The organism is Paraburkholderia sp. BL23I1N1, assembly GCF_003610295.1.
Taxonomy (GTDB): Bacteria; Pseudomonadota; Gammaproteobacteria; order Burkholderiales; family Burkholderiaceae; genus Paraburkholderia.
The window spans coordinates 5,464,941-5,485,807 of the sequence record NZ_RAPV01000001.1; the positions used below are offsets into that span (position 1 = coordinate 5,464,941).

At 62.8% G+C, this 20,867-nt stretch carries 13 protein-coding genes; 7 read left to right on the top strand and 6 right to left on the bottom strand.

The features are described 5' to 3' along the window. Positions 1–40: 40 nt before the first annotated feature. Positions 41–1,282: an AAA family ATPase gene (locus tag B0G76_RS25550; protein ID WP_120294977.1), complete on the bottom strand. Its 1,242-nt coding sequence runs from the start codon at positions 1,280–1,282 to the stop codon at positions 41–43. A gap of 175 nt (positions 1,283–1,457) precedes the next feature. On the opposite strand from B0G76_RS25550, the gene B0G76_RS25555 reads away from it, so the two are divergent. From B0G76_RS25555 to tkt, 3 genes are all read left to right on the top strand, one after another. Then, on the top strand, positions 1,458–2,564 hold the full coding sequence (locus B0G76_RS25555; protein ID WP_120294978.1) for a porin: 1,107 nt from the start codon (positions 1,458–1,460) through the stop codon (positions 2,562–2,564). Positions 2,565–2,694: 130 nt separating this feature from the next. Further along, entirely contained in the window at positions 2,695–2,940 is a 246-nt protein-coding gene (locus B0G76_RS25560) for a DUF6723 family protein (protein WP_120294979.1), read from the top strand. 268 nt (positions 2,941–3,208) lie between these two features. Beyond that, complete coding sequence (gene tkt, locus B0G76_RS25565; protein ID WP_120294980.1) at positions 3,209–5,293, top strand: transketolase; 2,085 nt, start codon at positions 3,209–3,211, stop codon at positions 5,291–5,293. Between the two features lie 37 nt (positions 5,294–5,330). Here tkt and zapE read toward each other — a convergent pair whose 3' ends face one another. Genes zapE through B0G76_RS44080 form a run of 3 tightly spaced genes read right to left on the bottom strand, consistent with a single transcriptional unit; the run spans position 5,331 to position 8,900 of the window. Further along, positions 5,331–6,431, bottom strand: a complete 1,101-nt coding sequence (gene zapE, locus B0G76_RS25570; protein ID WP_120294981.1) for a cell division protein ZapE — start codon at positions 6,429–6,431, stop codon at positions 5,331–5,333. 20 nt (positions 6,432–6,451) lie between these two features. Further along, a complete protein-coding gene (locus B0G76_RS25575) occupies positions 6,452–8,773 on the bottom strand; it encodes a PAS domain S-box protein (protein WP_120294982.1) in 2,322 nt (773 codons plus the stop codon). A 4-nt stretch (positions 8,774–8,777) separates the two neighbouring features. After that, positions 8,778–8,900, bottom strand: coding sequence for a hypothetical protein (locus tag B0G76_RS44080; protein WP_259460723.1), 123 nt, complete (start codon positions 8,898–8,900; stop codon positions 8,778–8,780). Positions 8,901–9,454: 554 nt separating this feature from the next. On the opposite strand from B0G76_RS44080, the gene B0G76_RS25580 reads away from it, so the two are divergent. The 4 genes from B0G76_RS25580 (at position 9,455) to B0G76_RS25595 (ending at position 19,330) form a co-directional block, all read left to right on the top strand. Continuing rightward, positions 9,455–9,913, top strand: a complete 459-nt coding sequence (locus B0G76_RS25580; protein WP_120294983.1) for a response regulator — start codon at positions 9,455–9,457, stop codon at positions 9,911–9,913. Positions 9,914–10,206: 293 nt separating this feature from the next. Next, entirely contained in the window at positions 10,207–12,423 is a 2,217-nt protein-coding gene (gene glgX, locus B0G76_RS25585) for a glycogen debranching protein GlgX (protein ID WP_120294984.1), read from the top strand. A 300-nt stretch (positions 12,424–12,723) separates the two neighbouring features. Next, the gene (locus tag B0G76_RS25590; RefSeq protein WP_120294985.1) at positions 12,724–14,892 is read left to right on the top strand and encodes a hybrid sensor histidine kinase/response regulator; all 2,169 of its coding nucleotides are present in this window, start codon (positions 12,724–12,726) and stop codon (positions 14,890–14,892) included. A gap of 139 nt (positions 14,893–15,031) precedes the next feature. Next, on the top strand, positions 15,032–19,330 hold the full coding sequence (locus B0G76_RS25595; protein WP_120294986.1) for a CheR family methyltransferase: 4,299 nt from the start codon (positions 15,032–15,034) through the stop codon (positions 19,328–19,330). 103 nt (positions 19,331–19,433) lie between these two features. On the opposite strand, the gene B0G76_RS25600 is transcribed toward B0G76_RS25595, so the two are convergent. Further along, the gene (locus B0G76_RS25600) at positions 19,434–20,453 is read right to left on the bottom strand and encodes a class I fructose-bisphosphate aldolase (protein ID WP_120294987.1); all 1,020 of its coding nucleotides are present in this window, start codon (positions 20,451–20,453) and stop codon (positions 19,434–19,436) included. Between the two features lie 43 nt (positions 20,454–20,496). Beyond that, the gene (locus B0G76_RS25605) at positions 20,497–20,817 is read right to left on the bottom strand and encodes a thioredoxin family protein (protein WP_120294988.1); all 321 of its coding nucleotides are present in this window, start codon (positions 20,815–20,817) and stop codon (positions 20,497–20,499) included. Positions 20,818–20,867 lie beyond the last annotated feature (50 nt).

A 20,867-nucleotide genomic window follows, 5' to 3' on the forward strand; every position in this document is an offset into this window, starting at 1 on the left:
CGGTCATGGTGTTCGTTGTGTTCGTTGCGCCCACTAAGCGTCAAGCGGCCGGCGCAATATGATGGCGAACGATGCCGCGAATCAACGCCGCGTCTTCCGGACTCACCTTCGCGTAAATCGCGGGACCGGCGGCGCGTTCGGGGTCGCCGGTGCGCAGCATCAGCTCGGCCCAGTCGAGCAGGCGCCGCGTGGAGAAGGCGCTCGACAGATCCTCGCGGGCGAACGCCGCGCGGCAGTCGGCGGCAATCGCGGCGAGCGTGGCGGCGAGCGCGCGTGTCATATGCGGGGCGAGGGTGCGCATCAGCACGTCGGTTTCTTCGGCGGGCGTCAGATAGTCGAGCAGGTAGACGCGCCAGCGATCGAGGAACGCCTCGTTCATCAGATTCGCGCCCTGATACAGATGGCGGAACTGGCTCATCGCACCCACCGCGTTCGCCGTGGCGAACAGCCGGAACGCAGGGTGCGGCGCGACGATCTCATTGCCTTTCTCTTTCAGCACGAGGCGGCCGTGCGGTTCGAGCACGGCGGTGAGGGCAGCGAGAATCGACGGTTCGGCGAAGTCGATTTCGTCGACGATCAGCCAGTGGCCTTCACGCATCGCCGTGGGCAGCACGCCGTCTACCCAGATCGTTTCACCGCCCTTGACCGTCCAGAAACCGACAAAATCGCCGACCGTGGTTTGCCCGTTCATGTTCGAGCGCAACACGCCGTGATGCGAGCGCGCTGCGACCTGTTCGATCAGGCTGGTCTTGCCCGCGCCGGTGTGACCGATCAGCATCACGCGCCGGTTCTCCACGATGTCTTCGACAATGTCGTTAAAGCGTTCGGAGAAGAGATAGGCCGGATTGATGCGCGGCACCAGCGGATTGTCCACACCGCACGGCACGTCGATATGGCCGATGCGCACGGTTGTGCCCGCGCCTGCGCCCTCAACCTGCGGATGCTTTTTCGCCGTCAAGGCCAGCGCTGCCACGCGCTGCAACTCCGGCATGAAGGCCACCCGTTGCGCCGTGCCCCTTTCGTGCGTTTCGGCCGAGGTGTCGGGCGTATCGATTGCAAAGCCCTCGCGGCGCCATTTTTTCAGCTTCGCGCGCAGGTTCTCCGCGTCGACCACCAGATCGATGTCGACCGATCCCGCACCGTTGCCGTCGTCGACCCTATGCTCGAGCCGATAGTTTTCCGGCCGGTCCGCTACGCTGACGCGCCACCATTCAGCGCCGGTTTCCGTCGCGCGTTGGTAAAGGCCAAGGTTTTCGTCTTCGGTCAATTCAGGCGCATTCATGGCGAGTGGCAAATAATGGCGGGTCAAATAACGATTGGTGAACGATTAGCGCGTTTCGATTTGGCGGTGGCCAAATGACCGACTATCTTATCGTGAGTACCTTTCGATCTCCCCAACAAGGATTTCCTTTGGGGTGCGCCAATTCAATCCGACAGAAGAAACGCACGGCAGAACAATGAGACTACCTACAAAATTAATCGCCGCGCTCGCGGTGGCAAGTCCTCTGGCATACGGTCAAACCAGCGTGACGTTGTATGGCCGTCTCGACGGCGGTCTGGAATATTTAAATCACATCAACAATGGCGCGGGCGGCAGTTCCAGCCGCTGGAGCGCTGAAGGCGGCGATTGGGGCACCAGCATGCTGGGCCTGAAAGGCAATGAAGATCTGGGCGGGGGGCTGAATGCGATGTTCAACCTGGAAACCGGCCTGCAAATCATGAACGGCACCACCAGTGGTGGACGGTTGTGGTCACGGCGTGCGTTCGTCGGTCTGAAGAGCGACCAGTGGGGTACGCTGCAGGCCGGGCGCAATCTGTTTATCGATAGCGACGGGGTGTGGGAATTCGATCCGTTCGTGCAGCAGGCATTTTCGTCGGCGTCGCTCGTGCGCGGGCGCAACTGGCAGCAGACCAATAACAATGTCGAGTATCACAGCCCGGTGTTGTGGGGCTTCGATGTGCAGGCGCAATATGCGCTCGGCAATCAGGCGGGCGCGTTCAACAGCGGCGCGCCAGGCGAATTTGGCCGCTCAGACGGCATCATGCTGACGTATCACTCGCCACTCTTCGACGTACGCGGCATCTATGACGAGCTGCGCGACAGCAACGGCCGCTTCAGCAACATTTTCCAGGCCTCGCGCGAATACTTCGCCGGTGTGAATGTGCATTTCGACGCGGTGAAGATTCAAGGCGCATATACGCATTACTCGTCGCCGGATTCCCCGGCGGGCGTAGCCGACAGCGCCGATCACTACTGGCTCGGCGCTACGTACAACATTCAGCAGCGCTGGGCTGTGACGGCGGGTGGCTACTACATCAAGGTCGGCGACGGCAGCGGCGATACCGCGCACGATCCGTCCGGTCACGCCATGATGTACTTGCTCGGCACCACCTACAACCTGTCGAAGCGTACCTTCCTGTACGGGACAGTGGGCTACGTGCGCAACGGCAGCAACTCGAATTTTTCGCTTGAAGCGTCGCCGCGCGATGCCGTCAATAACACGAGTCCGCTCGCGGGCGAATCGCAAACCGGCGCATATCTCGGGATGTTGCATCAGTTTTGACGCAGCTTGAGCGGCAAGTGGCCATCATTCCCTTATTCCCGCAGTGACCCGGCTCCGCTTCGTGTGGAACGGGTATTGCTCGCCATCGGCACGGGCGATGGAATACGACACCGGGATAAGGGACATACACATGGTGCGACATAAGGCCGACGTTGTTGATGACGACTTCGAGATTTATGCCAGCTATCACGGCACGGGCGACGGCCGTTACGTCGGCAGCCTGAAGGTCATCAGAAAAGCTGACCGGCGGCTTCTGTTTCCATTCGATGGTGCGCCGCAGATCGGCCCCTACGCGACCGCCGACGAGGCGCGCCGCGCGGCGATCGCGTACGGCCGCGAAATCGTGGCCGCCGACCGCGCGGCCCCGGAGACTTAGTACGCCGGGTGCCGTCCCGCATGCTCATTGAAGCCGGCGAGCCGCCATCAAAACCGCAAGCCGCTTGAAAGGACGCGTTCCGATCATCGGTACAGCATGGCAGCGGATGTAAAGCGCCGTGCAGTTTTGCGCGCATCGGCGCATCATCGATGAGCCTTGCGTTCCTCATGCGTTATTTCCACGTTCTTCCACGCGAACCCGGTTCGCCGGCCACGTCGAAACAGTGCGTCCCGGCGAAATTCCCAACCGCCGAACAAGGAGTGTCTCCATGCAAAACGATCCCGCCCTCGATCAGTTGTGCATCAACACGATTCGCACGCTATCGATGGACGCTGTGCAAAAGGCCAATTCCGGTCACCCCGGCACGCCGATGGCACTCGCACCGGTTGCCTATCATCTGTGGCAAAACCACCTTCGTTATGACCCGGACGAGCCGCTGTGGCCGAACCGCGACCGCTTCGTGCTCTCGGTGGGGCACGCCTCGATGCTGCTGTATTCGCTGCTGCATCTGGCGAACGTCAAAGCCGTGGGCCACGACGGCAAACCGACCGGCTCACCCGCCGTCTCGCTCGACGACATCGAACATTTCCGCCAGATCGGCAGCAATACGCCGGGCCACCCCGAGTACCGCCTGACCTCCGGCGTGGAAACGACCACCGGGCCGCTCGGCCAGGGACTGGGCAATAGCGTCGGCATGGCGATGGCGGCACGCTGGTACGAAAGCCGCTTCAACAAGCCGGACGCGCCGCTGTTCGATTACCGCGTCTACGCGCTCTGCGGTGACGGCGACATGATGGAAGGCATCTCGCACGAGGCGGCGTCGCTCGCCGGACATCTGAAGCTGTCGAATTTGATCTGGATCTACGACAGTAACCGCGTGACGATTGAAGGCCACACGGATCTTGCGTATAGCGACGATGTGGAAAGCCGGTTTCGCGGTTACAACTGGCACACCCTGCGCGTGAACGACGCGAACGACGCCGCGGCGCTAGAGGCCGCGTTTGTCGAAGCGAAAAGCATCACGGACCGGCCGACGCTGATTGTGGTCCACAGCATTATCGGTTGGGGGGCGCCGCACAAGCAGGACACCTCCGCCGCGCATGGCGAGGCGCTCGGCGTCGAGGAAGTCGCGCTGGCGAAGAAGTTCTATGGCTGGCCCGAAGACAAGTTCTTCTATGTGCCGGACGGTGTGCACGAACGCTTCGCGCAGGGCATCGGCGCACGCGGCAAGGCAGCGCGCGAACAATGGCAAGCGAAGCACGACGCGTACGGTAAGCAATATCCGGAACTGTCGCGCGAATTCGCGCTGATGGAAGCGCATGAGTTGCCGGCGGGCTGGGACAGCGACATTCCCACGTTCGATGCCGACCCGAAGGGTCTCGCCTCGCGCGACTCGTCGGGCAAAGTGCTCAACGCGATCGCCGCGCGCGTGCCCTGGATGATCGGCGGTGCGGCCGATCTCGCGCCGTCCACCAAGACGAATCTGAAGTTTGAAGGCGCGGGCAGTTTCGAACACGACAACTATGGCGGGTGCAACCTGCACTTCGGGATTCGCGAGCACGGAATGGGCGCGGCCGTGAATGGCCTCGCGTTGTCGAATTTGCGGCCGTTCGGCTCGACCTTCCTGATTTTCAGCGACTACATGAAGCCGCCGATCCGCCTGTCTTCCATCATGGAAGTGCCATCCATCTTCGTGTTTACGCACGATTCGATCGGCGTCGGCGAGGATGGTCCGACGCATCAGCCGATCGGGCAACTGGCGTCGTTGCGCGCCGTGCCGGGGCTGACCGTGCTGCGCCCGGGCGACGCGAACGAGGTTGCCGAGGCGTGGCGTGTAGCGATGTCGGATCCGAAGCGGCCGTCGTGCATCGTCCTGTCGCGTCAGGCCTTGCCGACTCTCGACCGCACGCGCTATGCGTCGGCCAAGGGCGTGCAGAAGGGCGCTTATGTGCTCGCCGATGCGCCTGATGGGCAGAAGCCCGAGGTGATCCTGCTTGCGACCGGCAGCGAGTTGTCGCTCTGCGTCGATGCGTGCGAGAAACTCAGGAGCGAAGGGATTGCGGCGCGGGTGGTGTCGATGCCATCGTGGGATATCTTCGAGCGCCAGGATGAGGCGTATCGGGATTCCGTGCTGCCACCCGAGGTGGATGCGCGCGTCGCGGTCGAACAGGCGGCAACGCTTGGTTGGGATCGCTATGTCGGGCGGCTCGGTGCGCAAGTGGTGATGCACACGTTCGGCGCGTCCGCGCCGTTCGCCGAGTTGAAGAAGAAGTTTGGCTTCACGTCCGAACACGTGTATGACGCGGCGAAGCAGCAGATTGCGCGGGTGAAGGCAAAGAGCAGCAAGGAATAGGACGTGTTTGCAGACGTTCGCGCGGCTATCGCCGCTATCACGGTTCAGCGAGCGTCTGCGTTGCTGCCATCTCAACTCTTCCGGCCGTGCCGTCGAGCATGTTGCGATAGCCGCGCGATTGCATCTCGGCGAGCCTGCTGAGCGTTCTCGAGAGATCGTGCGCGCCTTCGAGTCCGCTTAGCGCCGCCTCGATCGGCTGATCGGACGCGATGAACAGCGCGCATTTGCGGTCGTAGAAGATATCGACGAGCCAGATGAGCCGCTGCAGCGTATGGCCTTGGGCAAGCCGGGCAGTGTGCACATGGTCGAGAATCAGGCCGTGCCATTGCTCGGCCAGGTCCAGATAGTCGAGGTGAGAACGGCTCGCCACGCACAGGCTCTCGAAGTCTGCCCAGAGCAAGGCGGCACCGGCGGCGCGTACAGCGAGCGGCCGGCCTGCCGCGCTGACGGTGGCAGGCTCCAGCGTCTCGCTGCCTTCATAGCGCACGAAAATTTGCAGCAGCGCGTCGTGGGTTGCCGCGTCGAGCGGTGCGAAAAAATGCGGCAGCGCCGCTTCTTCGCCACCGAAACGGTAATCGCGCGCGCCGTCGAAGTGAATCACCGTGAAGCAGCTTTTGATCTGTTCGATCGTCGGCAGGAAACGCTCGTGAAACTCAGGATCGGACAGCAGGGCGTCTGGTGCGTAGTTGGAGGTCAGCACGACGCGCGTGCCGAGGCCGATTGCGGTATCGAGAAAACGGCCCATCAGGAATGCGTCGGCGATATCGTGCACATGGAATTCATCGAAGCACAGCAGCTCCACACCATCGAGCCATTGTTTCGCGACCGACCCCAGCCGGTCGTCGCCGCGCGGCTCGCTCACCAGCCGCCGGTTCATCTCGCGTAGGAATTCGTGAAAGTGCAGGCGCCGCTTCCGGCAACCCGCCAGCTCGAACACCGTATCGACCACCAGACTCTTGCCTCGCCCAGGCAGGCCGTGGCAATAGACGCCCTGATGCGCAAGCGCGGAGCCGGACTTCGCGCGCCGGCGATTAGCGTCCAGTAGAGTGACGAGCGCCGCAATGGCATCGCACTGAGTGGCGTCGGGAACGATATCGTGTGCGGCAAGGGCACTGATTACCTGAGCTTCATCGAGCATGGGCTGAATTTTTTTGTGTGTTAGCGGCTCAAGACCCGCTGTAATTCCCGCGGATCGACCGGCTTGGTGAAGTGATGATCAAAGCCGGCTTCTTCGGCGGTCTGCTTGTCCTGCTGTTGGCCCCAACCGGTGACGGCGATCAGCAAAATGCCGGTGTCCTGATGATCGCGGCGAATGTGCCGCGCCACTTCATACCCGTTCAGAAGCGGCAAGCCGATATCGAGAATCACCGCCTGCGGCGCGAATTCGCCGATCAGGTGGAGCCCGGCGACGCCATCGCTGGCTGTGCGTACCTCGTGGCCTTCGAGTTCGAGCACCATCGCGAGACTATCGGCGGCATCCGCATTGTCGTCGACGATCACCACGCGCAAGCCCGCCGAGCGTGGCACTTCGGAGGGCGAACTATTCACCGGCTCCGGGACCGCTTTCGATAGCGGCAGACGGATCACGAACTCGCTGCCGCTGCCCGGACCGCCGCTGAACGCGGCCACCGTGCCGCCGTGAAGTTCGGCAAGACCGCGCACCAGCGCGAGGCCGATGCCGAGACCGCCTTGCGAGCGCTCCAGCGCCGGGGCGAGTTGCGAGAACATTTCGAACACACTTTCCAGATGCTCGCGCGGAATGCCGATACCTGAATCGCGCACAACGATCACGGCTTCATCGCCTTCACGCGATGCGGCGAGCGAGATGCTGCCGCCGGGTGGCGTGTACTTGGCGGCGTTGTTCAACAGGTTCAGGATCATCTGCGACAGGCGCGTGGGATCGGCGTCGAGGTAGAGCGCCTCGCGCGGCAACGTCACGCTCAGATGGTGCGCCGAGGCCTGCACGGTGGGTCGCGCCGCTTCCATCGCAGCCTGCATGGCGCGTGCGAGTTCGAGCCGCTGCTTGCGCAATTCGAGCTTGCCCTGCGTGATGCGCGACACTTCCAGCAGGTCGTCCACCAGATGAGTCATGTGTTGCAATTGCCGGTCGAACACGTCGCGGGACCAGCTCAGTTGCGGATCGGCGAAGTCTTTCAGACGCAGGATTTCCAGCACGTTGCGCATCGGCGCGAGCGGATTGCGCAACTCGTGCGCGAGCGTGGCGAGAAATTCGTCTTTGCGGCGGTCGGCCTTCGAGAGTTCCAGATTCAGCCGCTGCAATTGCTGCTCGGCACGTCTGCGCCCGGTGATGTCGCGGCTCACGCTAACCGCGCCGTAGATGTCGCCGCGCGCGTTCGCCAGCGGCTTGACCACTGTTTCGCAGACGCCGTGCGTGCCGTCGCGCCGCACGAACGTGAGTTCGCTGCGCCACGTGCCGTCGGCGGCGAGCGCGGCGAGCGCTTCCCGGCGGATGCGCAATGCGTCTTGCGGCGGCGTGAACATCGCGATCGGCTTGCCGAGAATGTCGCGCATCCGGTAGCCCAGCATGCGCTCGCCGCCGGCGTTGAAATCGGTGATGTTGCCGCGCAGATCGGTGATGACGATCGCGTCGCTCAGGTGTTCGAAAATGGCCGCCTGGCGCAACAGCACGGTCTGCGCATCCTTGCGTTCGGTAATGTCGGTGCCGAGGCCGTAGATCGTCAGCGGCTCGCCGTTGCTGTCATAGGTGGCGCGGCCGCGGCCTTCCATCCAGCACCAGTCGCCGCTTGCATGCATGAAGCGGAATTCGGCGACGTAGTCGTCACCGCTCGACACGGCGTGGTCGACCGCTTCGGTGAGCGCGACCAGGTCGCCGGGATGAATCAGTTCGAAAAAGCCACCGGGCATTTTCGCGAAACGTCCCTCGGCGTAGCCCGCGAGCGCTTCCAGTTCGCGGCTCCACCAGAATTTGCCTGACTTCGGCTCATGCGACCACGCACCCATGCGCGCCCCGCGCATGGCGAGGCTCAACACGTCACGGCTTTCCTGCAACTCTTTCTGCGCGAGTTGATGCGCGGCGACTGAAGCTTCGGCGTTGCGGCGCGCGAGCAGCAACTCCTGCTCGTATTTGTGACGATCCGGGACGATCAGCACCGCCACTTCGTGGTAGCTGCTGTCGCCGTGGCGGCGGCTCACTGCGTTGAGCAGCATCGGCACGAGGTGGCCGTCCCGATGCATCATGTTCAGTTTGACCTCGGCCACCGAACCCTGCATATGCAGCAGCGGCGACCAGTGCGTCTGATAGAACGCCTTGCCGCCGGCGGTCAGCAGATCCTGAATAGGCTTCGCCTCGGCGAGCTCCGCGGCGCTATAGCCGAGCCAGCCGCAGAAGGTGGCGTTGACGCGCAGGATCAAGCCGTCAGAGGCGGTCACGAGCAGGCCGCAGGCAGCGTGCTCGAACAAGGCATCGGAGGAGGGCAACGGAAGGTGCGTACTCTGCATCGTCTTACGGGCTCAGCGGCTCGCGTTCGCGCCACTGGGTCCGATCGCAGCCGAGGCCATCCGCCAGCACCATGGCCCGCTTGCCGCTATCGAAGATCTTTACGTTGTTGCGCTTGCTGAAGCTCATCGTCGAGTCCTGTTGCGTGGCCGGGATCGGCGGCGAATACGCCTGGCCCGGCATCGATGGGGCATGTTACCGCAGTCTTGCCGCGAGGCCGGGTTTGCACGGAGTCATGCAGACGTTATGTGTTTCGCTCGCCCGCCCGGTTCGCTTTGACACCCCTGGGTGTTTTCCCCAACTCGACACGACTATATCCGGTCGTATACAGCGGTTGATGATGCGTGAGGCGAGCACGAAGTCATGCGCAATGCACGCAGCAAGGGCGGCATGCACGACGGAAGTGCGTTTCATCCAGATTTCAACGCAATATCCCGTGTTTGCCCACGATGTATCGGGAGGCGTCAAGACAGCATAAATCAGGAAGCGGCAGTTCGCCCGCTGCGCTATGGTGTTGAGGTAGGGCGTGCGTGGCGGCGGAACGGGCGTGGCGTGGTGAAAACCGAAGCGTATGCGTCGCGTGCTATGCAGTAAAAAAGTGCTTGCCGCGCGGTGGGAGCGAATCTTGCACGCATGTTCCTGGGTGTCCAAAACGGCACCATGAAGTAGCCAGGGAGAAGAGGGTGACGTTCGACAACAGAATGGACGAGAACGAAGACGTCGTGGTCTGGCGGCCTATCCCGTATGCGATGGCATCGAACCGCCGCGTGCTCGTGGTGGACGATTACCGGGAAGCGGCCGAAGCGCTGCAAATGCTGCTGAATGCCGACGGTTTCGAGTGCCGCGCGCTGATCGATCCGCTTGCCGTCTGCGGCATGGCGTGTGAATGGCAGCCGTTCGCCGTTGTGCTCGACATCAAGATGCCTGTTCTGGATGGGCTTGAGTTGGCTCGCCGCCTGCGCGCCAACCCGTCGACATCGGACATGCTGCTGGTGGCCTGTACGGCCTTTGCTTCGCGCGAAGACCGGGTGCGTGCCAGGGCAGCGGGTTTCGACGCGCATTGCGCCAAACCCCTGACGCCGCAGCGCCTTTTGCGCTTGCTCGAGTCGGCCGCCGCACTGCATGCAATCGGGCCGCCGTGAATCATGCCCGATGCGTTAATTGGGCTGCGATGTCCTCACCCGATAGCGGCATAGCGGCATAGCCGCATAAGCGGTTTAGCGGCACTTTCCTCCTCACTTCATTACCGTCCCCCTTCATATCCACGGCGCACGCGTGACGCGTAGTGCTAGCGCGCCATATTCAAGCGTTTCTCCGTGAAAGCCCGAAGGTTCGTTGCACCATGCGCAACGCCCGGGTCCAGAATTTGCTGAAGCAGCGAGCTTGCGCATTTCAAACACATGTGCGGGCGTCCTCAGCTTCCACAGGAAACCTTATGCCATTGCAGTCCAGCTATTCGACGCGCATCGCGGAAGGCACGCCTTTCCCGCTCGGTGCAACGTGGAACGGAAGCGGTGTCAACTTTGCGCTGTTCTCCGCGCATGCCAGCCGGGTCGAATTGTGCCTGTTCGATGAAACCGGTGAAACGGAAATCGAACGCATCGAGTTGCCGGAATATACCGATGAAGTCTGGCACGTGTTCGTGCCGAATCTGAAGCCGGGCGCGGTGTACGGCTATCGGGTCCACGGTCCCTATGAACCGGAAAAAGGACACCGTTTCAATCCGAACAAGCTCCTGCTCGATCCGTACGCCAAAGCGCATATTGGCGAGCTTAAGTGGGCGCCAGAAATCTTCGGCTATACGCTCGATTCGGAAGAAGGCGACCTGTCATTCGACGAGCGCGACAGCGCGCCCTTCGTGCCGAAGTGCAAGGTGGTCGACGCCAACTTTTCGTGGAGTCATCCGGAGCGCAATCCGCTGCCCTGGGAGCGCGTGATTTTCTATGAAACGCACGTGCGCGGTTTTACGCAACGTCATCCCGATGTACCGGACCATCTACGTGGCACCTTCGCGGGACTTGGCCAGCAGGTTGTGGTGGACTACATCAAGAGTCTCGGCGTGACATCGGTCGAATTGATGCCGGTGCAGACCTTCGTCAGCGACAGCCATCTGCTCGACAAAGGTCTCACCAATTACTGGGGCTACAACACGATCGGCTTCTTCGCGGCGGATCCGCGCTTCTTCGCTTCGTCGACCGAATCGGTTGGCGAATTCAAGGAAATGGTGGACCGCTTTCACAACGCCAACCTCGAAGTCATTCTTGACGTGGTCTACAACCACACCGCCGAAGGCAACGAGCGCGGCCCGACGATCTGCTTCAAAGGTATCGACAACGCGTCTTACTATCGCCTGATGCCGGACGAGCCGCGCTATTACATCAACGATACCGGTACCGGCAATACGCTCAATCTGTCTCATCCACGCGTGCTGCAACTGGTGACCGACAGTCTGCGCTACTGGGTGACGGAGATGAAGGTCGACGGTTTCCGTTTCGACCTCGCAACGATTCTCGGTCGCGAGACGCACGGTTTCGACGAAGGCGGTGGGTTTCTCGACAGTTGCCGGCAAGACCCGGTGCTCTCGAGCGTGCGGCTGATTGCCGAACCGTGGGACTGTGGCCCAGGCGGCTATCAGGTGGGCGGATTTCCGCCGGGCTGGGCCGAATGGAACGACCGTTTCCGCGACACGGTGCGCGAATACTGGAAGGGCGTCGAAGGCAAGGTGGCCGATCTCGCGACACGTTTGACCGGCTCGGGCGACAAATTCAACCATCGCGGGCGGCGTCCGTGGGCGAGCGTCAATTTCATCAGCGCACACGACGGCTTTACGCTCAACGATCTGGTCTCGTACAACGACAAGCACAACGAGGCCAACGGCGAAGACAACAACGACGGTCACTCCGATAACAAGTCATGGAACATGGGCGTGGAAGGCCCCACCGACGATCCGGATATCCGTCAGCAACGCGAGCGCCAGAAGCGCAATCTGCTGGCTACGCTGCTGCTCTCGCAGGGCACGCCGATGCTTCTCGCGGGCGACGAATTTGGCCGCACGCAGCAGGGCAATAACAATGCCTATTGCCAGGACAACGAGATTAGCTGGGTCGACTGGAATGGCATTGACGACGACGGGCGCGCGCTCACCGAGTTCGTCAAGAATCTGACCACGTTGCGCCACCGTCTGCCGGTACTGCGTCGCGGACGCTTTCTCACCGGCGAATTCAACGAGGCGCTCGAGGTGACCGACGCGCGTTGGCTTTCGCCCGACGGTACCGATCTTTCGCAGGAACAGTGGGACGATCCGTCGATGCGCTGCTTCGGCCTCGTGATCGATGGACGCGCTCAGGCGAGCGGCATTCGACGTCCAGCGTCCGATGCCACGTTGCTGCTGGTGCTGAACGCGCATCACGACGTGGTCAATTTCACTCTGCCCGATGTTCCCGAAGGCGAGCAGTGGATGTGTCTGCTGGATACGAACATGCCGGTGCGCGCCGAGTTGCCCCAATTCAGCGCCGGCGACGCGTATCAGGTAACCGGCCGCTCCTTGCTGCTGTTCGCACTCGATGCGCCGAGCCGCGCGACCCAACGCGTATTTGATCGGCTGGAAGAACAACTGACCTCTGACGAAAGCGAACGGCCCCCGGCCACCTGACGAGGTTAGGGTCTCGCGCAAGCGTTGGCCGCCAGGTATGGCGTTTGCTGATTTCCACATAGCTGTGCGCGGTCACTTCGCCGCGCTGCAACACGCAGCGAGCGGCCTGTCAGGGGACGCGCAACCGTCAGCAATCCGTGTGCCCGGCCAGAACCGTGGCACGTGTGTCGTTTTCATTACCCGGCACCCTATGGGGAACGGCGGAAGTGCGGTAAATTCCGGTAATTCGGGGAAATGGAAATAGCGCACGAACAACGTGGGCGCGTTGCGCACTGCCGGCCCATCCTGTACTCATCCTTCATGGAGATTGTGACCGTGCAACGTGCGGAGCGTGTCGCAGTCGATTTCCCTATGCCGTCGCGTAATTTCGCGGCGACGCGGCGCATGCTTCTGATCGTGCTCGCCGTTTCGATTGTGTTTCCTCTGACCTGTCTCGCGGGTTATGGGTATTTCGATTACCAGCGCCGGATTGCCGATTCGAACGACATGATCGACCGGCTTGCGCGCGTGACCGAGGAACAGGCCGTCAAGGTGCTGGACCTCAACCAGCAGATGGCCTCGCGCATTGTCGACCTGCTCGGCAATGACGACGATGCGCAGATTCGCGCACAGGAAGCCGGATTGCACGACCGTTTGCGGCAGATCGGCGGCGACTTTGCACAGGTCGCGTCGATTTACGTGCTCGGCGCGAACGGCGATTTGCTGGTGTCGAGCCGCGCTTACCCGGCGCCGGTCATGTCGACGAGTCAGCGCGAAGACTTCACCGCGGCCAAGGCGATGCGGCCGCAGCCCTATTTCTCCGAGCCCATGTTCGGATCACTGTCGCAGACCAATGTGTTCAACACCGCAACCGGCCGCTCGGGTGAGAACGGCCAATTCCTCGGTGTGGTGTCCGTGGCGCTGCGCACCGAGTACTTTTCGCGTTTCTACCGTGAGCTGACGAATGGCGACACGTCGCTCTCGTTGGGGCTGTACCGGCAGGACGGCAGTCTGCTGGTGCGTTATCCGGCGTGGGCGGCCGGCGCGAAACCTACCCAGCTGAGCGCGTTTACCGCGGCAATGCGCGACAAGCAGCTATTCGGTCACATCCGTCTCACTTCAACGGTCGACGGCACCGAACGGTTGCTGGCGTTTCGCCGGGTCGGCGACTATCCGCTCTACGTCTTGAGCGCGTATGCGACTGATTCAATCGACGCCGCCTGGCGCCGACACTTCATGGCGATCGCGGCGATCACGGCTTTACCTTGCATGGCTATCTGGCTGCTGGTGTTTTTCTCGCTGCGCCAGCTCGCTGGCGAGCGCCGCGCGTGGGAGCGTTGGCAAGGCGAAGTGGCCATGCGTCTTTCCGCGGAGGCGTCAAGCCGGCAATTGCAGCGCATGGGCGCGCTCGGCAATCTCGTCGCCAATGTCGCGCACGACTTCAACAATCTGTTGATGGTGGTTTCGGCCAACACCGAACTTGCGCGCCTGAAGCGCTACAACAACCTGGAAAAAGAGGTGCATGCCGTTGAGCGCGCCACCGCTACGGCGGAATCGCTCACGCGGCAGCTCCTGAGCGTGGCGAAGAAACGGCCGCTCAAGCAGGAACCGGTCAACCTTGCCACCTGGCTGCCGAGCGCCGCACCGCTGATCGACGCGGCGCTCGGCGACAACATCGAAATGGCCTTGAACATGGTCGAGAACGTCTGGCAGGTGCTGGCCGATGCGACCGACCTCGAATTCGCGATCATGAATCTGGCGGTCAACGCGCGCGATGCGATGCCGCGCGGCGGCCGTTTCGTGATCCGTTGCCAGAACAACCGTCTGGTGGGCAGCGACACCTTGCTGCCCGACGGCGAATACGTGCTCATCGCCTGCTCCGACGACGGCGAGGGCATGCCCGAAGCCGTCGCCCGCCGCGCATTCGAACCGCTGTTCACCACCAAGCTGCGCGGCTCAGGCACCGGCCTCGGCCTCGCTCAGGTCCTCGCCATGTGTGAACAGGCGGGCGGCACGGCCAGAATCGACAGCGTGCAAGGCCGCGGCACAACAGTCAGGCTTTATTTGCCGCGCTATCGCGATCGGCAAAAGGCGCTGGTGCCGGAGGTCGAAACGACGCAACAGCCGCTGCTGGTTTCAAAGGGTGTCGTGTTGCTGGTGGAAGATAACGTAGACGTGGCGGCGGGCGTTGCCGCCGTGCTCGAAACCTTCGGCTGCGAGGTGCGGCACGAACCGACCGCCGACCAGGCGCTCGACGTGCTGAGCGGCGGCGCAAAGTTCGAACTCGTGCTGTCCGACATCCAGATGCCGGGCCGGCTCAACGGCATCGATCTTGCTGAGAAGGTACGCAGCGCGTGGCCCGCGCAGAAGATCGCGCTGATGACGGGCTACGCCGACGAACTCGAACGGGCGCGCAGGCTCGGCGTGGCGATACTCGCCAAACCCTTCAATATCGACGAACTGCACGCACTGGTGGTGTGCGAACCATAACAGGCGGGTGCGCGCCCTCGGATGCCGGCCTTTGCAATGCGGCACGACACACGCGACAATGCGAGCGGAAGCAGCAAGGGCCCAACGCCGCAAAAAAGGCGAGGGCACCGGGACGCAACGTAGCGCACAAGGGATGGGTATGGCGGGTAGGAAAGCAGGGGCGTCTCCAACGAACACGCAGTCGACCGCGCAGGTGGGCACGCAGACAGCCACACCGGCGAACACCGCTAGCGCGGACACCGAAGCGGCCGATGCGGCCCACGCGGCAAACGCGGCAAACGCGGCAAACGCGGCAAACGCGGCAAACGCGGCAAACGCGGCAAACGCGCGCGAGCCGGACACCCATTCGCTGGAATTTCCGGTAGTCGGCATCGGCGCGTCCGCGGGCGGCGTGCAGGCGCTGCTGCGCTTCTTCGAGAATGCCCCGTCCGATATGGGCATGGCCTTTGTGGTCGTGCTGCATCTTTCGCCCGACCATGCCAGCAGTGCCGACCAGGTTCTGCAACACGCGACCGGCATGCCGGTGTGCCAGGTACTGCACCCTGTGCAGGTCGACAAAAATCACGTCTATGTGATTTCGCCGTCGAACGATCTGTCGCTCGACAACGGCCGTCTGACACCCGTCGAAGCTGACCGGTCACGTGCCCGCCCGATTGCCATCGACCTGTTTTTCCGCAGCCTTGCCGACACTCACCGCGAGCGGGCCATTGCGATCGTGCTGTCGGGCACGGGCGCGGATGGCGCAACCGGCATCGGCCGCATCAAGGAACAGGGCGGCGTGACGATTGCACAAGACCCGGGGGACGCCGAGTACCCGGAAATGCCGCAGAACGCGATCGCGACCGGCATGATCGACCTCTCGCTGCCGGCCGCACAGATGCCGCGCAAGCTCCGCGAACTTGCGGACAACGCCCGCGCAATCCGCCTGCCACCCACTGACGACGAACCTGAAACGCTGGCTGTCGCGCAGCCAGACGCTGTGGCCGGCACCCCCGCGTCGAACGCCGAGCGGGCTTTGCTCGGCGTGCTCGCCACCTTGCGTGCCCGCACCGGCCACGATTTCCGTCACTACAAGCGCGCCACGATCCTGCGCCGTATCGAACGCCGTCTGCAGGTCAACGGCATCCCCGATCTGCAGGCATACCAGGACTATGTCCTCACGCATCCCGAGGAAACGCCGGCGCTGCTCAAGGACATGCTGATTGGCGTGACCAACTTCTTCCGCGATCGAGAAGCCTTCGACGTGATCGAGCACGAGATCGTGCCGAAGCTGTTCCAGAAGAAAACCGAAGATGATCCGGTGCGCGTCTGGATCGCCGGTTGCGCGACGGGGGAAGAAGCCTATTCGCTGGCCATGCTGTTGGCCGATCATCCGGAGCGGCATGAAGGGATACCGTTCCAGCTATTCGCGACCGACATCGACGAACGGGCCATTGCGTTCGCCCGTGCGGGCATCTATCCCGAGTCGATCACCGCGGATGTCTCCGCGCAGCGCCTGCGCCAGTTCTTCACGCCCGAACGCTCGCACTTTCGCGTCACCAAGACCATCCGCGAAAAGGTGCTGTTCGCCGTGCACAACGTGCTGCGCGATCCGCCGTTTTCGCGTGTCGACCTGGTGTCGTGCCGCAATCTGCTGATCTACCTCGATCGCAGCGTGCAGAACCAGGTGCTGCAAATGTTTCACTTTGCATTGCAACCCGGCGGTTTTTTGCTGCTCGGCAGCTCGGAATCCGCGGAGGCCGCGGGCGATCTGTTCACCCCGGTCGATAAGAAGAACCGCATCTATCGCGCGAACCTGGTCACCACCGCGGTGCGCCCGCCGATCAGCATGCCGGTGATACAGCACGACGGAGTGAGCGCCGTCGCCAGCGTCGGGCCGGCGCCGGCCTTGCCGCAAAGCCTGCCGTTTTCGGCCTTGCATCACCGCATTCTCGAGCTGTATGCGCCGCCGAGTGTGGTGGTCGATATGGATGCGAACATCCTGCATATGTCCGAGCACGCCGGCCGCTTCCTGCGCTTTGTGCGCGGCGAGCCGTCGTACAACCTGGTCATGCTGGTGAATCCGGCGTTGCGCCTGCAACTGCGCGGCGCGTTGTTCCAGGCGTTGCGCAGCCAGGGCGAGGTCGTGACCGAGCCGATTGAGTTCATGTCCGAGGCGCACGTGCGAATCATCGTGCGCCCCTACCGGCGTACGGAAGATTCACTGGAATTCGCGCTGGTGTTGTTTGAAGAGACCGTAGCCGGCGCGCCCGCGCCACTCGTTCAGCAGGCCGGTCCGAGCACCCAGGATTCGCTGCTGGGGCACCTCGAAGACGAACTGCATCGCACGAAGCAGGAGTTGCGCTCGACAGTCGAGCAGTCGGAGGCCTCGACTGAAGAGCTGAAGGCATCGAACGAGGAACTGCAGGCGATTAACGAGGAGCTCCGTGCGGCCACTGAAGAACTCGAGACGAGCAAGGAAGAATTGCAATCGTTGAACGAGGAGTTGTTTACCGTCAACGCCGAGTTGCAGGCCAGGATCGAGGAAACCGGCAAGGCCACAGACGATCTGCAGAACGTGATTGCCTCGACCGGCATCGCGACGCTGTTCGTCGATCGCCAGATGCGCATCAAGCGCTATACGCCGGCCGCGACCGAACTGTTCAACGTGATTCCCTCCGACGTGGGCCGCCCGCTGCACGACATCACGCACCGGCTCGACTATCCGCAGATGGGTGAGGACACGGTCACCGTTTTCGAATCGCTGCAGCTGATCGAACGTGAGATTCGCGGCGTCGACGGCCGCTATTTCCTGACGCGCCTCTCGCCTTATCGCACCACCGACGATCACATCGAAGGGGCGGTGCTGACCATCGTCGATATCACGGCATTGCGGCGTGCCGAGCAGTTGGTGCGCCAAGGCGAAGAGCGTTTGCATCTCGCCGCGCAAAGCACCAACGACTTCGCGATCATCGTGCAGGATCTGGACGGCCGTGTGGTGACGTGGAACAAGGGGGCGGAGCGGATCTTCGGTTACAGCGAGAGCGAGATGACGGGGCAATTGCTCGACCGGCTCTTTTTGCCGGAGGAGCGCGAAGCCAACGAACCGCTAGCGGAACGGCAGCGTGCGCGGAACGATGGCCGTGTCGAAGACGAGCGCTGGTACATCCACAAAAGCGGCTCGCGGCTCTATTGCAGCGGCGTGATTACGCAGGTGTCGTCGGATAATTTCAGCGGCTTCGCGAAGATCGTGCGCGATCTGACGCAGCGCAAGGGCACCGAGGCGCTCGAACAGCGCAAGATTTCTCTTGAACGTTCGGTGCGCCTGAAGGTGGAGGCGGCCAGCCGGTTGAAGGACGAGTTCCTCGCGGTGCTGTCGCACGAACTGAAGAACCCGCTGAACCTGATTCACGTGAAAGCGGACATGCTGGACCGCGCGCCGTCGACGCAAGGGCTGCCCGTGGTGCGCGATGCGGCCGATGCGATTCGCCGCTCGGTGATCAGCCTCGCCAAGATTATCGACGACCTGCTCGATCTGTCGCGTGTGCGCACCGGCAAACTGGCGCTGGAGCGCTCGCGCGTGGATATCGCGGCGATCACGGCGCTGGTTGGCAGCGCGATCGAGGCCGATGCGCTGGCGCATCACGTGAATGTGTCCGTGCACGGCGTGTCCGAGCCGTTCTTTATCGACGCCGATCCGGTGCGCTTCGAACAGATTCTGTGGAACCTCATCAGCAATGCGGTGAAATTCACGCCGCAGGGCGGGCGGGTGAAGCTGACGCTCTCGCGCGACGGCGGCTATGCGGTTGTCGACGTTCAGGATACCGGGCGCGGCATCGAGCCTGCCTTCCTGCCGAACGTGTTCGACATGTTCAGCCAGGCCGAGGGCGCGCATCGGCGTCATAGCGGCGGGTTGGGGATCGGGCTCGCGCTCGTCAAACAGCTTGCCGAAATGCATGGCGGCCATGTGCAGGCGGAATCCGCCGGGCTCGGGAAGGGCGCGCGTTTTCGCGTCTGGCTGCCGGCCGACAGCACGGTGGCGCAGCCCGAAATCCGGGAAATGCCGGGCGACGCCAGTTTGCTCAAGGGCATGCGGATTCTGCTGGTGGACGACGCGGTCGAAAGTTTGCAGGCGTTCCAGAGTCTGCTCGAACTTGAAGGCGCGCAAGTGTGGCCGCAAACCAATGGTTCTGACGCGCTTGCTGTTGCAGCCCACCAGCAGTTCGATCTGATCCTGTCGGATATCGGCATGCCGGGCATGGACGGCTACGAGCTGATCACGGCGCTGCGCAAACTGCCGGCCACCGCCTCGGTGCCGGCGCTCGCGCTGACGGGTTTCGGCCGGCCGCAAGATGCTACGCGTGCCATCCGCGCCGGCTACGACGGCCACCTCGGCAAGCCGGTTTCGTTGCAGGCGCTGCTCGACAAGATTGCGCGCGCCACCACCGCGAATCGTTGAGTCGGGTCTGATCGTCCCTGCCGACGGCTTCGGTTGAAGCCTGTTCGGCAGGGATCGAGCTTGCCGACAAACGGCGGCATGCACCGGCTGCCCAGCGCAGATACTAGCTCCTTTCGTGCGCCGCGTCGTACTTGCCGAGCGCCGCCGCGCTGTTCAGACGGGCGCGCTTGAGCAACGCCGCCTGGGCTTCCTTGACGTTGCTCGTCTGACCCTTCCATGCCTGTAGCGGCGGCTCCTGCAATGCGCGCCCATACGAGAAGCTCAGATTCCAGGGCAGCGGCCCGAGGCGATTCATGGCGTCGAGATTGGCCGTTGCCTCTTCCGGCGATTGCCCGCCGGACAGGAACACGATCCCCGGCACCGCCGACGGCACTGTGCGCCTGAGTACCCGCACGGTGTGCGCCGCGATATCCGCCATAGCCGACTGCTGCGCATGTTCGGCGCCCGCCAACACCATGCTCGGCTTCAGCAGGATATGTTCGAGCACCACGCGATGCCGGTGCAGGGCGTTAAACACCTCGCGCAAGACGGCCTCGGTCACTTCCGCGCTGCGCCCGATCGTGTGATCGCCGTCCATCAGCACTTCCGGTTCGACGATCGGCACGATGCCCGCTTCCTGCGAGATCGCCGCATAGCGCGCGAGGGAGTCGGCATTCGCCTCGATGGCGAGGCGGCTCGGCAAGCTCGCCGTGATGTTGTAAACCGCGCGCCACTTCGCAAAGCGCGCGCCTTGCCGCTTGTAGTCGACGAAACGCTTGGCGAGGCCGTCGAGACCTTCGGTGATTTCGTCACCCGGGGCGAGCGCGAGCGGAATCTTGCCGAGGTCCACCTTGATGCCGGGCACGATGCCGTTTTTGGCGGCGACTTGCGGAAAAGGCGTGCCGTCGTCCGCTTTTTGCCCGAGCGTTTCTTCGTAAAGGATCACGCCGCTCACGAATGCGCCGAGCCCCGGCGTGGTGAGCAGGAGGTTGCGGTAGGCGCGGCGGTTTTCCTCGCTGGAGTCGAGGCCGATCGTCTTGAAGCGCTTGGCGATGGTCGGGCCGCTTTCGTCGGCGGCGAGAAGACCTTTGCCGGGTTGGACCATCGCATTGACGGTGGCTTGCAGCTCGCTACGGGTGTCCATGAGGTGTACTCCCTTGAAGCCGGTTTGCGGATGAAGTCTTGCGTCAGAGCGACGCAAAAGCCTCGGCTATGTCCGTTGCGCTGCCTGGACGCACGATACGTGCAACCTCGGCGCCATCGCGCAGGAAAATCAACGTGGGCCAGAGTTTGACCTTGAAGGAACGGCCGAGCGGGCGGCCGGGGCCGTCTTCGACTTTGAGATGCCGGATGCCGGCATGAGGTTCGAAGGCTTTGGCAATCGAGGCTTGCGCGCCCTGACAGAAACCGCACCAGTTCGTGCCAAATTCTATGACCGTGGTGCCGGGCAGGGCGTCGACTTCGGCTCGCGAGGGCGCTTGCGGGGAATAGGGGATTTGGCTTGCCATGGGTGCGGTGCTCCGATTGATTGGGTAAAGAGTAGCAGCTATGGCCGGGA